Below are 12,562 nucleotides of genomic sequence, written 5' to 3' on the forward strand. Positions count from 1 at the left end.
ACGGAGGACGACATGCCGAGCTCCGCTCCGCACCCCACCCCCGTCAGGCAGCGCATCCTGCCGCAGGTATTCATTCCCACGGCGGCGATCGTCATCGCCCTGCTGGCCCTGGCCATCTTCGCGCCGGACCTGGCCACGCGCTGGTTCACCGCCGCCAAGAACTGGACCGCCAACGATGCCGGCTGGTTCACCATCCTGGCCGTGGCCGGCTTCCTGGTGTTCGTGGTGGGCGTGGCCGTCAGCGGCTATGGCCGCATCAAACTGGGCCCGGACCACAGCCGCCCCGATTACAGCTATGCCTCGTGGTTCGCGATGCTGTTCGCCGCCGGCATGGGCATCGGTTTGATGTTCTTCGGCGTGGCCGAACCCATCATGCATTACGCCACGCCGCCCACCGGCACGCCGGAATCGGCCGCAGCGGCGCGCCAGGCCATGCGCATCACCTTCTTCCACTGGGGCGTGCATGCCTGGGCGATCTACGCGGTGGTGGCGCTGGCCCTGGCGTACTTCGGCTTCCGCCACAACCTGCCGCTGCGCGTGCGCTCGGCGCTGTATCCGCTCATCGGTGAACGAATCCACGGGCCGATCGGCCACACCGTGGATACCTTCGCCGCGCTGGGCACCATCTTCGGCCTGGCCACCTCGCTGGGGCTGGGCGTGATGCAGATCAACTCCGGCCTGAATTACCTGTTCGGGCTGGAAGTGAGCACGCTGGTGCAGGTGGTGCTGATCGCGGTGATCACCCTGGTGGCGACCGGTTCGGTGGTGGCTGGCCTGGACAGCGGCGTGCGCAGGTTGTCGGAATTGAACATGATCCTGGCCGCCGCGCTGCTGGCCTTCGTGCTGGTCTGCGGGCCCACCGTGCACCTGTTGCAGGTGCTGGTGCAGAACACCGGCATGTACGTGTCGCAGCTGTTCTCGATGACCTTCAACCTGTACGCCTACGAGCCCACCGGCTGGCTGGGTGGCTGGACCCTGTTCTACTGGGGCTGGTGGATCGCCTGGTCGCCGTTTGTGGGCATGTTCATCGCGCGCATCTCGCGTGGCCGCACCGTGCGCGAATTCGTGGTGGGCGTGCTGCTGGTGCCGCTGGGCTTCACCTTCCTGTGGATGACCATCTACGGCAACACCGCGTTGTTCATGGTGCGCACCGAGGGCGTACAGGAGCTGGTGCAGACGGTTTCTGCAGACAGTTCCATGGCCCTGTTCGAGTTCCTGCGCCACCTGCCGTGGACGCTGGCAACCTCGTGCCTGGCGGTGCTGCTGGTGGGGTTGTTCTTCGTCACCTCGGCCGATTCGGGAGCACTGGTGATCGACATGCTCACCTCCAGGGGCGAGGAGGAATCACCGCTGTGGCAGCGCATCTTCTGGGCGTTGCTGGTGGGCGCGCTGGCGGTGGCGCTGCTGTTTGCCGGTGGCCTGGAATCGCTGCAGGCGGCGACGATCGCCAGCGCGTTCCCCTTCACCCTGGTGATGATCCTGATGTGCTGGGGGCTGCTGAAGGCGATGCGCCTGGATGCCACCAAGCGCTCGATCATCCGCGACGCACGCATCCTGCCGGGCACCAGTGACGACTGGCGGGCACGCCTGCGTCTGCTGGCGCACAACCCGGTGCAGGCCGAGGTGCTGCGCTTCATCGACCAGCAGGTGATGCCGGCCCTGCAGGATGTGGCCGGTGAACTGCGCCGGCAGGAACTGGAGGTCGAAGTGACCCTGGGCGAGGACGGCCGCGCGTGGCTGCAGGTGGGCCATGGCCAGGAAATGGACTTCTTCTACTCGGTGCGGCCGCAGCCGTACGAGCCGCCCAGCTTCACCCTGCAGGACCCGCGCCGTGCGGCGAAGGCCGGGCGTTACTTCCGCGCCGAGGTGTACCTGCGCGAGGGCGGGCAGGACTACGACGTGATGGGCTGGACCCGGGTGCAGCTGATCCACGATGTGCTGGACCAGTACGCACGCCACCGGCAGTTCCTGGACCACGTGCGCTGAACAGCAGAACGGCGGCCGTCAGTGCGGCCGGCGTTCCGGGTATTGCCGGTGGTACTTACCAGCCGCGGTGGCGACCGCGGTCGTGGCGATAGCGGCGATCATCGTGGCGGTAGTAACGGCGGTCGTGGCCGCGGTCGTAGCCATGACGGCGGTCATAGCGGCGGTCGTAACGACGGTCGTCGTGGCGGTCCTTGGTGGTCAGGTTGCCGATCGCACCACCGGCCACGGCACCGCCGACGGTGGCGGTGGGGTCGCCGTTGGAGATCAGGTGACCGGCCACGCCGCCCACCACGGCACCGACCACGGTGCGCTTGTCCTTGCGCGACAGCGCGCTGGCATCGCCAACCACGGCCAGGCCGGCCAGCAGCGCCAGGGCGAGGCCGAGGCTGCGGAAGCTGAGTGAGGACGTATTGAGCATGTTCGGGTCTCCAGTTGGGGGCATGCCACGCGGGGCAGGGAAGGCGCCGGGGCGCCGTGGCTGCCGCAGGTACCACGCTGGGCTTCGGACATTGCCGGAACATTGCGTGGGCCACCCGGTCGGCGTGCGCATTCATCTAGCGTCATGCGCCATGAAGCCCGCCTGAAAGGACAACGCTGAACAGAAGGGTCGGAGCCCGTCCTGCGGACGGGATCCGACCCCAGGGTCAGATCCCTTTCCGCAGGAAAGGGCCCTGACCCACAGCCGGCAACGCTGGCCTCAGTGCCCCATCGCGCGCTGGTTCTGGCGCACCTGTTCCTGCTGCTGATCGTCCTGCTGCTGCAGCACGTTCGGTGCGCCCTGCACCGCGCCGCTGCTCAGGGCCACGCTCTGTTCGCTGGCCGCCTTGGCATCGACCGAGGCGCGCACCGCAGCCGGGTCGCCCATCGCGCCCTGCACGGCGAACAGACGCTCACCGTTCATGCTGGGCACCACCGAATCGATGCGCTGCAGGCCGGCGGCGTGGGCGTCGCGGGTGAGCGTGGCGGCGGTGGCTTCCAGCGCGTGGCGATCCTTGAACGTACCCGGCGGCAACTGCTCCAGACCGTGCACGGCCTGGTTGTACATCGGGTTGCGCGGGTGGCGTTCGTCGTTCAGCAGCGGACGTTCGCGCGCATCGTGGATGGCATCGAGCGTCTTCGGACCGATGATGCCGTCCGTGGCCAGGCCGTTGTCCTTCTGGAACTGGCGCACCGCTGCTTCGGTGTTGCGGCCGAACTTGCCGTCCTCGAACAGCGGCTTGCCGTCGGCGCCCACGTAGCCCAGGTGGCCCAGCTGTTCCTGCGCCTTGCGCACGCCTTCGCTGTGGTCGCCATTGCGATGGATCTCGCTGCGCGGGGCGCTGGCGGTGGTCTGCGCGGGCACGTCCTTGCCCTGTTCGTGCTGCTGGGTCTGGCTGCGGTTTTCCAGCAGGTCGCGCGCCTTGTGCAGTGGGTCGGAGGCGAACAGCTTCCAGTTCGGATGGTTTTCCACCTGCTTCAGGTAGTCCTCCACCGGCATGGTGTGCACGCCCAGCTTGCCGGTGGACTGGCTGATCAGCAGCTTGTCGGTGTTGGGATCGCGCACCACCATCACGATGTGGTCGATGCCGTTCCAGTGCTCGTGCTTGGTCTTGGCCGTATCCAGGCCGATCACCATGCCTTCCTGCAGCGCGCCCGGCTTCAGGATGTCGTCGCGCTGCAGCAGCACGCCCGAATCCTTGTAGGCCTGCTGCACGATGCCGCCGGAACCGGCGAAGCCCAGCTTGATCTTGTCGGCATCGCCATAGACGGCGTGGCCGGCCTTCTGGTTGATCTCGTCCTGGGTCTTGTTCAGCATCGTGCCGACCCAGCCGGAGCAGTCCACGTAGCCCTGGTCCACATTCTTGCCGGTAATGCCGTTGCCACGGTAGTACTGGCTGGACGCGATGTTGATCGCGTACTTCACATCGTCGTACTTCACGCCAGCATCGTAAGCGGCGGTCAGGGCGATGCCCGGCTTGTCCTGGTTGGCAGCGGCTGCAGCCGACACGGTGGCGGCGGTGGGCGCCGGCACGCTCTGGGTCGGGCCCGCAGCAGCCTGCACCGGTGCACTGCGCGCCGGCGCATCGGCGCTGATCGCGGCGATGTTCTTTTCCGGAATGCTGATGCCGTCGTACTTGCGGTCGTAGTACTGGGCGAAGGTGCTGGCCAGGTCCTTGTCGTTCATCGTGCGCATTTCCGCACGGGTGTGGCCGGTCAGCGCTTCGATGTCGCTGCCGATCTGGCCCATGATGCGCGGGCGCATGTCGATCGGGTTGCCGTGGCCATCACGCACCACGCCGAAGGTGCCGGTGGCGATGGCGGTCTGGATGGAACCGTAACCGGCCGCACCCTGCTGGTGCGCCAGGTACAGGTCCAGGCCGGTGGGCGATGCTTCACCGGACAGGTACGGGTGGCCGGTGCGCGCGTGGCGCTTTTCCATGTCGGCCAGGTTGCGCTGGAACATGTCCGCGGCCGCTTCGGTGTTGCGGGTCGGGTCGTACTCGTGCCCGCTCAGGCCGTACTGGCGTGCCGACGACGGCAGGAACTGGAACAGGCCCTTGGCGTCGGTGCGGTTGTTGTGCGCGCGTTCGTCGAACTGGCCGCCGGTCTCGATATGGGCAAAGCGCAGGAAGTCCTCGCTGGGAATGCCCTTGCGCTGCGCCACCTGTTCGATGATGTCGAGAACTTCCTGTCTGCTGTAGTCACGTTGTGCCATGACGTTTTCCTCTGGGGTTGATGGAGCGGCCACTGCCGCGTTTCGCCAACCGGACTCATCCATGAGTCATCAACATGTCGGTCAACAGGTACTGCGTGAATCGATTACGGAGCGACGTAGGCCTTGCGGGCAGCGTCGTAGTGATAGCGGCGCGCGTCAGCGGCGCCCAGTGCACGGGTCTGCCCCGGCGCGTCGATGGTGGTGCCGGTCGCGGCCACGGTGATGGCCGGCAGATCGCTGCCGGGCACGGCGCTGAAGCTGAGCGTGCCCTGGTTGCTGATGCAGGGCATGACCGCACCCTCGTCGCAGGCAGCCGAATTGTCTTCGCCGGTGTTCACCGTGCCGGCGCTGGCCCAGACCTGGCCATCTTCGGAATTCTCGTAGTCCGGGTTGAACACCAGGATCTCGTAGCCTTCCACGCTGGTGCCGTTGCTGAAGCTGCGGGTGGGCACGGCCAGCACCAGCTTGCCGGCGGCGGTACGGTGTTCCACCGGCTTGCGCTTGGTGTCCACGTCCGGCGCGCTGCCATAGGCGCCGATCGCACCGATCCACGGCTCCACGCCCTTCAACACCCAGGGGCGGTCGGGCTTGTCACCGCTCAGGGTGAAGGTGGCTTCGGACAGCGTGACGCGGCTTTCGGGGCCCACGTCGTCTTCGCCGGGCTTGCCGAACTTCTGCGGCGTGTTCCAGGCGAAGCCGGTGTAGTAACGGGTACCGGCCACTTCATAGCTGTGGCCGAACCAGAAGGTCGCCACGGCGCCGTTGGCCACTTCGTAGGACACGGCACCATCGCCGTCCACCTGGTAGATGAAGTACAGCACGCTGCCGGCATCGGGCGGGGTGGCGACAGCGGCGGGGGTCGCGGCGGCGGTAGCGGAGTTCTGCATGGGGGCAACTTCCTGTCGTGGCGCGGCGGCGCCCTGGGGTGACGCGGTCGAGGTCGAGGGAGTGCAAGCGCTGGCCAGCAGCGAAACGGCCAGGCCAGCCAACGCCATGCGCAATCGCGGGCGGGCAGGGGCCGGACGGAATCGGGGGGAATGGGTCATGCGCCTCTCCATGGTGTGCGGGCGTCGGGCCGGATGGCCAACGCAGAATGCGCGCCACCCGAAGACGGGCAGCGTGGTGATGGGCCGGTCGATTCCTTCGACCTCGCATGGGAGAGCCCACCGGCGCGGATGATGGCACAGCTGTGCGGGCGATCACAGGGGCGACCGGCGGCGTTCACGGCGAAACCGTGAATTGGTTCTCAGATTTTGCCGTCGCGCAGGTAGTCGAACAGTTCGGCGTCGCCCTTCAGGCCCAGCTTCAGCATGGCGTCGCCTTTCTGCCGGCTGATGGTGCTGACGCTCTTGTGCAGCTGCAGCGAGATTTCCTTCACGGTCATGCCGGTGCCGAGCAGGCGCAGCACTTCCACTTCGCGCGGCGACAGCGGCTTGCCATCGCCTTCGCGCATGCGCCAGCTGCCGGCCTCTTCCACGCGCTCGCGCAGGCTGCGGCTGATATAGGACTGGCCGCGATAGACCGCCTGGATCGCCTGCGGAAGTTCCTCCATCGATGAGCTCTTGTCCACCAGGCCCAGTACGCCGCTGTCCAGCACCATGCGCAGGATGGCCAGGTTGTTGGACACGCTGAGCAGCAGCACGGGCAGGTCGGGGTAGCGGCGGCGGATCATGCCGATCATGGCAAAGCCATCGGCCTGCGCGCTGCCGGGCATGGAATAGTCGGTCACCAGCAGGTCGCAGGGCTGGCTGGCCAGCAGGGCGATCAGGGCCTGGGCATTGTCGGCTTCGCCAACCACCCGGCCCACGCCGCTGGATTCGATGACGGCGCGGGTTCCGATGCGGACCACGGGGTGGTCGTCTGCGATGATGATGCGCAAGGTCATGCTCTAGTATGGCCTTCGGGCAGTGCCGGCCGCGAGCAGCGCGGTCTCTGGCGGGTTCAAGGGAGATCGTCGCAGATGCGGAACGGCGCTGTTGGTAGGTGGGTCCTGTTGCTGGGGCTGCTGGGCCTGTCGCTGCTGGCCCAGGCCCGTCCCGGGCCTTTGCCGATCACCCCGTTGCAGCGCCAGTTCCTGGCCGCGCACCCGGTGGTGGTTGTTGGCCAGTATGACAGTGGCTGGCCGCCCTACGAGTTCCAGCAGAAGGGGGAGCTGGTCGGGCTGGGGCCAGATTACCTGTCGCTTCTGGCCCGTCAACTGGGCGTAACGTTGCAGTACCGGCGCTATCCGGATTGGAACGCGGTGCTGGATGCGGCGTGCCGTGGCGAGATCGACGTGGTGATGAACATCGCCCTGAGCGCCGAGCGGACCCGTTGCATGGTCTACACCCGCGCCTATGCCGAGGCGCCGCTGGCGATGGTGGGCCGGCCGGGCGATCTGCGCGCGTCGCAGGCGCCGGATCTGGACGGCCTGCGCGTGGTGATCGAACAGGATTTCATGACCGGTCCGCAGGTGCGTGCGCGGTTCCCGCGTGCACGACAGCTTGTCGCAATCAACACGCAAGCGGCGCTGGAAATGGTCAGAGACGACAAAGCCGACGTGTTCATCGGCAATGCCTATGTCGCCACCGAGCTGATCGCGATGGAGCAGCTGGAGGGGGTGGTGTTGCTGCGTCCCAGCGATCTGCCGCCCGAGCGCCTGCATTTCGGTGTGCCCAACGGCAAGCAGCCGCTGGCCGAAGCGCTGGACATGGCGCTGGCCGCCAGCAGCCCCTCGCAGCAGGACGCCCTGATGCAGCGCTGGCTGCCGCCGCTGCAATGGTCGGCGTCGGCCCAGCTGGCCCTCAGCCAGGCCGAAAAGCGCGTGCTGCAGGAGGCCCTGAAGATCGGCTTCCCGCCGAATGCGCCGCCGCTGTCCTTCGCCGATGCGCATGCGCAGCCCACCGGGTTGGCCGGTGAGTACCTGCACCTGCTGGTGCAGGCCGGGGCCAATCTGCAGATCGAGCCCAGCCACGACTGGTTCGAGGTGCGGGCCAAGGCCAAGCGCGGCGACCTGCAGGCGGTGATCGGTATTCCCGTGGATTCGCAGTACCTGGGGCCGGACTGGGTGTTCAGCCAGCCCTTCATCAGCGTGCCCAACGTGATCGTGACGGCGCAGGGCAGCCCGGTGCTGCTGGGCCTGTCTGACCTGCAGGGAAAGCGCGTGCTGTTGTCCGACCCCGAGCGCCTGCGGGGCTACGTGCTGCAGCAGGCGCCGCAGGCCCGCATCATTCCGGCGCGAAGCACCGAACAGGCCCTGCAGCGGTTGGCAGATGGTGAGGCCGATGCCTACGTGGGCAACCTGGCGGTGGTCGACCACATGCTGCGCAACCGTTTCCCGGCGCGCCTGCAGATTGCCGCGCCGGCCGGCTTCAACGACCAGCTGGCGCTGGCCGTGAACCACCGTCATGCCGCCCTGGCCACCACCTTCGACCGCCTGCTGCTGCAGATGACCCCGCGCGAGCGCGAGGCCCTGCGTGGCGACTGGCTGGCGGTGGAGTATCGCCAGGGCATGCAGTGGCGGGGCGTGCTGCGCTGGATCATTCCCCTGCTGCTGGTGCTGTTGACCGGCGCCACCGTGCACGGGTTGGGGCATTGGCGACTGCGCCGCGAAGTAGCCGGGCGCCGCCATGTGGAACAGCGTCTGGCCGAAGTGACCGACAATCTGCCGGCCATCGTCTACCAGGCCCGCCGTGCGCCCGACGGCACGCTCACCTTCCCGTTCATCGCCGGCGACGTGCAGGCGCTGTTCGGCATTCCGCGGCAGCTGGCCGTGGACAACGCGACGGCACTGCTGGACCGCATCAACGCCGATGACCTGGCCGAGATACTGCAGGCCACCGCGCAGGCCGCACGCCACTTCGCGCCCCTGTCGTTCGAATTCCGCGTGCACACCGACGATGACAAGCCACGCTGGGTGCGCAGCCAGGCCCATCCGTATTCCGCCGAAGCCGGCGCGGTGACCTGGAGCGGTTACTGGGTGGATGTGAGCGAAGCACGCGCGCAGGCCGACGCGCTGGCCGCCGCCAAGGTCGAAGCCGAACAGGCGGCCGATGCCAAATCGCGCTTCCTGGCCACGATGAGCCACGAGATCCGCACGCCCATGAGCGGCGTGCTGGGCATGCTGGAAGTGCTGTCGCATTCGCCGCTGGACGAGGAGCAGCAGCGCATCATCACGGTGATCGAGGATTCGGCGCAGATGCTGCGGCAGATCCTGGACGACATCCTGGATTATTCACGCATCGAGGCCGGCGCGCTGCGCCTGGCGCCGGTGCCGATGCCGGTGCGCCCGTTGCTGGAAAGTGTCTGCCGGTTGCTGTCGCCGCAGGCCACCGCGCGCGGCCTGGAACTGCAGGTGGAGATCGATCCACGGCTGGCGCAGGCGCACGAGGTCGACGGCGTGCGCCTGCGCCAGATCGTCTTCAACCTGCTCAGCAATGCGATCAAGTTCACCCCGCGCGGCAGTGTGCGGCTGCAGCTGGACGTGCTGGGTGCCACCGCCGAAGACGGCAGCCAGCCGCTGCGGCTGATCGTGTCCGATACCGGCATCGGCATTGCCGAGGACCAGATTCCGCACCTGTTCGCGCCGTTCACCCAGGCCGGTGCCTATATCCAGCGCGAGCATGGTGGCACCGGGCTGGGGCTGAGCATCTGCCGGCGACTGGTGCACAAGATGGGCGGCGAACTGAGCCTGCACAGCGTGCTGGGCGAGGGCACCCGGGTGGAAGTGCGGGTTGCGCTGGTCGAGGCGCGCGCCGAAGACGTGGCCGCGTTGCTGGCCGAGCAGGAACAGACGGCGCTGTTGCCACCTGCGCTGCGCGCCGTGCGCGTGCTGGTGGTGGAAGACCACCCGACCAACCAGGCGATGATGGCCTGGCGGCTGCAGCAACTGGGCGTGCCGCACGTTCTGGTGGGCGACGGGCAGCAGGCACTGGATCGGCTTTCCGAAGAGGCCTTCGACCTGGTGATCACCGATTGCCGCATGCCGGTGATGGATGGGTTCGCCTTCGCCCGTCTGCTGCGCGAGCGCGAGAGCCGCAGCGAGGGCGAGCGGCCACGCCTGCCGGTGCTGGCACTGACCGCCAGCGTGCTGGACGATGACGCGCGACGCTGCCGCGAGGCGGGCATGGATGACGTGCTGGCCAAGCCGTTGTCGCTGGCAACACTGCGGCAGGCGCTGCTGCGTTGGCTGCCCCAGGCCGCCGGGCTGGATGTGGCGGAGCTGGCGGCGGCCGGGCAGGCGCACGGAGATCCGCTCGATGCCACGCTGGCCCTGCCAGACCTGGCCGCGCTGCAGCAGCGCTTCGGTTCGTTGCAGGTGGCCACGCAGCTGCGTGACAGTCTGCTGGCGGCCAGCGCCACCGACATGGCCGATCTGCACGCGGCGCTGCGCGATGGCGACCGCGCCCAGCTGGTGCAGCACCTGCACCGCATGGGCGGGGCGCTGGGCGCGGTGGGCGCGCAGGGTCTGGCGGCGCGCGCCACCGCGCTGGAAGAGCAGCTGCAGCAGGGCGACGACGCGGCCCTGGGCCCGCTGCTGCAGCAGGTGGGCGAGTTCGTGGCGCAGCTGCAGCGGCAGTTGCAGCGGCTGGCGCAGTGAGCCGCGCGCTGTTACTGGGCATGCTCCTGCAGGTAGGCGATCACCAGCGCACGCCGTTCCGGGCTGGGAAACGCGTTGTACATGCGTGTGCCGGGCACCATGTGGCTGGGTGACTGCAGGAACGTGTCGAGCGTCTGCGCACTCCAGACGAAATCGGCCCGGCGCATGGCGTCGGAATAGCCGTAGTCGGGCAGGCTGCCAGCACGCCGGCCGATCACCCGGTGCAGGTTGGGGCCGAAGCGATGGATGCCCCCGGCCTTCACCGTGTGGCAGCCGGCGCACAGTTCAAACGCGCGCTGCATGGCCTGCTGGCGCGCCTGTTCGGGGCTGGCCGGCGCGGCCGGGGGGCGCTGGCAGGCGGTGGCCGCCAGGGCCACGGCGAATACAACCGGCAGAACGTTTGCGCGCATGGGCCGGCAGCATACCGGCCCCTGCGTGGACGCGGGCTGCGACATGCCGTCGCAGCCGCGGGCGCTTACATGCCCGAGTAGTTCGGGCCGCCGCCGCCCTGCGGGGTCACCCAGACGATGTTCTGGGTCGGGTCCTTGATATCGCAGGTCTTGCAGTGCACGCAGTTCTGCGCGTTGATCTGCAGCCGCGCGTTGTCGGCTTCGCCAACGAACTCGTACACGCCGGCCGGGCAGTAGCGCGCCTCCGGGCCGGCGTACTCGGCCAGGTTCACCTTCACCGGAATGCTGGCGTCCTTCAGGGTCAGGTGGCTGGGCTGGTTCTCGTCGTGGTTGGTGCTGCTCAGGAACACCGAGCTGAGACGGTCGAAGGTCAGCACGCCATCGGGCTTGGGATAGGCGATGCGGGTGTGCTTGGACGCCGGTTCCAGGCAGGCATGGTCCGGGGTGCTGTGGCGCAGCGTCCACGGCGGGTTGCGCACGCCCAGCTTGGGCAGCAGCCACTGTTCGATGCCGGTCATCAGGGTGGCCACGGTCTGGCCCTTCTTGAACCACTGCTTGAAGTTCTTGGCCTGCTGCAGCTCGGTGAACAGCCAGCTGGCTTCAAAGGCCTGCGGGTAGGCGGTCAGCTCATCGTGCTGGCGGTCGGCAGCCAGCGCGTCGAAGGCCGCATCGGCGCACAGCATGCCGGTCTTGATCGCGGCGTGGCTGCCCTTGATGCGGCTGACGTTGAGGTAGCCGGCTTCGCAGCCGACCAGCGCGCCGCCGGGGAACACCGTCTTCGGCAGCGACATCAGGCCACCGGCGGTGATGGCGCGGGCGCCGTAGCCGATGCGGGTGCCGGCTTCCAGGTGCTTGCGGATCTGCGGGTGGGTCTTGAAGCGCTGGAACTCCTCGAACGGGCTCAGCCAGGGGTTCTTGTAGTCCAGGCCGACCACGTAGCCGATGGCGACCTTGCCGCCGTCGGCGTGGTACAGGAACGCGCCGCCGTAGGTGTCGTTGTCCAGCGGCCAGCCGGCGGCGTGCACCACCAGGCCCGGCTCATGCTTGGCCGGGTCGATCTGCCACAGTTCCTTGATGCCGATGCCGTAGGCCTGCGGGTCCTTGCCTTCGTCCAGCTTGAAGCGCGCGATCAGCTGGCGGCCGAGGTGGCCGCGCGCGCCTTCGCCGAAGATCGTGTACTTGGCATGCAGGGCCATGCCGCGCTCGAAGGCCGGACCGATGCTGCCGTCCTTCTCGATGCCCATGTCGCCGGTGGCCACGCCGATCACTTCCCCGTTGTCGCCGTACAGCACCTCGGCGGCGGCGAAGCCGGGGAAGATCGCCACTTCCAGCGCTTCGGCCTGCTGCGCCAGCCAGCGGGTCACTTCGCCCAGGCTGATGATGTAGTTGCCTTCGTTGTGGAAGCATTCCGGCAGCAGCGCGTTGGGCGTGCTGCGCGAACCGGTCTCGCTGAGGAACAGGAACTCGTCGCGGGTGACCTTCTGCTTCAGCGGTGCGCCGCGCTCGGCCCAGTCCGGGAACAGCTCGGTCAGCGCGCGCGGGTCCATCACCGCCCCCGACAGCACGTGCGCGCCGGGCTCGGAGCCCTTTTCCAGCACACAGACCGACAGTTCACGGCCGGCCTCGATCGCGCGCTGGCGCAGGCGGATGGCGGTGGCCAGGCCGGCAGGACCGGCGCCGACGATCACCACGTCGAACTCCATTACTTCACGCGGGGGCAGGGCGTTGGCTTCAGCGCTCATCGAATGCATGACTCGTGGGTAGTGCCGGCATCGGGGCCACCGGCGGTGCCTGGGAATCGCGCGTGCAACCACGTGCGAAACGCTTGTTTGAATGTGTCAGGGTACCGGGCCGCGCGTGATCGAGCTAGATCAGCGCCGTTCACGCCACGTT

At 68.0% G+C, this 12,562-nt stretch carries 8 protein-coding genes; 2 read left to right on the forward strand and 6 right to left on the reverse strand.

Annotated features, from left to right (window positions below; translation table 11 throughout):
* Positions 1–12: 12 nt before the first annotated feature.
* A complete protein-coding gene (locus AC06FA_RS15185; protein ID WP_478069039.1) occupies positions 13–1,986 on the forward strand; it encodes a BCCT family transporter in 1,974 nt (657 codons plus the stop codon).
* Between the two features lie 55 nt (positions 1,987–2,041).
* Here AC06FA_RS15185 and AC06FA_RS15190 read toward each other — a convergent pair whose 3' ends face one another.
* The 4 genes from AC06FA_RS15190 to AC06FA_RS15205 all read right to left on the reverse strand — a co-directional run bounded on the left by AC06FA_RS15190 (position 2,042) and on the right by AC06FA_RS15205 (position 6,566).
* The gene (locus AC06FA_RS15190) at positions 2,042–2,404 is read right to left on the reverse strand and encodes a glycine zipper 2TM domain-containing protein (RefSeq protein WP_478069040.1); all 363 of its coding nucleotides are present in this window, start codon (positions 2,402–2,404) and stop codon (positions 2,042–2,044) included.
* Positions 2,405–2,683: 279 nt separating this feature from the next.
* Positions 2,684–4,681 carry an XVIPCD domain-containing protein gene (locus AC06FA_RS15195; protein ID WP_478069041.1) on the reverse strand — a complete coding sequence of 666 codons (1,998 nt, stop codon included), beginning with the start codon at positions 4,679–4,681 and terminating at the stop codon, positions 2,684–2,686.
* Positions 4,682–4,785: 104 nt separating this feature from the next.
* Positions 4,786–5,568 (reverse strand): hypothetical protein, encoded by a 783-nt coding sequence (locus AC06FA_RS15200; RefSeq protein WP_478069042.1) that lies wholly within the window; start codon positions 5,566–5,568, stop codon positions 4,786–4,788.
* Between the two features lie 359 nt (positions 5,569–5,927).
* Positions 5,928–6,566: a response regulator gene (locus tag AC06FA_RS15205; RefSeq protein WP_108748073.1), complete on the reverse strand. Its 639-nt coding sequence runs from the start codon at positions 6,564–6,566 to the stop codon at positions 5,928–5,930.
* A gap of 75 nt (positions 6,567–6,641) precedes the next feature.
* Here AC06FA_RS15205 and AC06FA_RS15210 point away from each other — a divergent pair, with 75 nt between their 5' ends.
* Positions 6,642–10,259 carry an ATP-binding protein gene (locus tag AC06FA_RS15210; protein ID WP_478069043.1) on the forward strand — a complete coding sequence of 1,206 codons (3,618 nt, stop codon included), beginning with the start codon at positions 6,642–6,644 and terminating at the stop codon, positions 10,257–10,259.
* A gap of 11 nt (positions 10,260–10,270) precedes the next feature.
* Here AC06FA_RS15210 and AC06FA_RS15215 read toward each other — a convergent pair whose 3' ends face one another.
* Positions 10,271–10,669, reverse strand: coding sequence for a c-type cytochrome (locus AC06FA_RS15215; protein ID WP_478069044.1), 399 nt, complete (start codon positions 10,667–10,669; stop codon positions 10,271–10,273).
* A 65-nt stretch (positions 10,670–10,734) separates the two neighbouring features.
* Positions 10,735–12,411, reverse strand: a complete 1,677-nt coding sequence (locus AC06FA_RS15220) for an electron transfer flavoprotein-ubiquinone oxidoreductase (RefSeq protein WP_478069045.1) — start codon at positions 12,409–12,411, stop codon at positions 10,735–10,737.
* Positions 12,412–12,562: the final 151 nt, after the last annotated feature.

This window comes from Stenotrophomonas sp. Steno-C17, from assembly GCF_056393165.1.

Excerpts from the sequence above, each read along its gene's own strand:
- AC06FA_RS15185 (WP_478069039.1), top strand. The coding sequence starts at position 13 with ATGCCGAGCTCCGCTCCGCACCCCACCCCCGTCAGGCAGCGCATCCTG.
- AC06FA_RS15190 (WP_478069040.1), bottom strand. The coding sequence starts at position 2,404 with ATGCTCAATACGTCCTCACTCAGCTTCCGCAGCCTCGGCCTCGCCCTG.
- AC06FA_RS15195 (WP_478069041.1), bottom strand. The coding sequence starts at position 4,681 with ATGGCACAACGTGACTACAGCAGACAGGAAGTTCTCGACATCATCGAA.
- AC06FA_RS15200 (WP_478069042.1), bottom strand. The coding sequence starts at position 5,568 with ATGCAGAACTCCGCTACCGCCGCCGCGACCCCCGCCGCTGTCGCCACC.
- AC06FA_RS15205 (WP_108748073.1), bottom strand. The coding sequence starts at position 6,566 with ATGACCTTGCGCATCATCATCGCAGACGACCACCCCGTGGTCCGCATC.
- AC06FA_RS15210 (WP_478069043.1), top strand. The coding sequence starts at position 6,642 with ATGCGGAACGGCGCTGTTGGTAGGTGGGTCCTGTTGCTGGGGCTGCTG.
- AC06FA_RS15215 (WP_478069044.1), bottom strand. The coding sequence starts at position 10,669 with ATGCGCGCAAACGTTCTGCCGGTTGTATTCGCCGTGGCCCTGGCGGCC.
- AC06FA_RS15220 (WP_478069045.1), bottom strand. The coding sequence starts at position 12,411 with ATGAGCGCTGAAGCCAACGCCCTGCCCCCGCGTGAAGTAATGGAGTTC.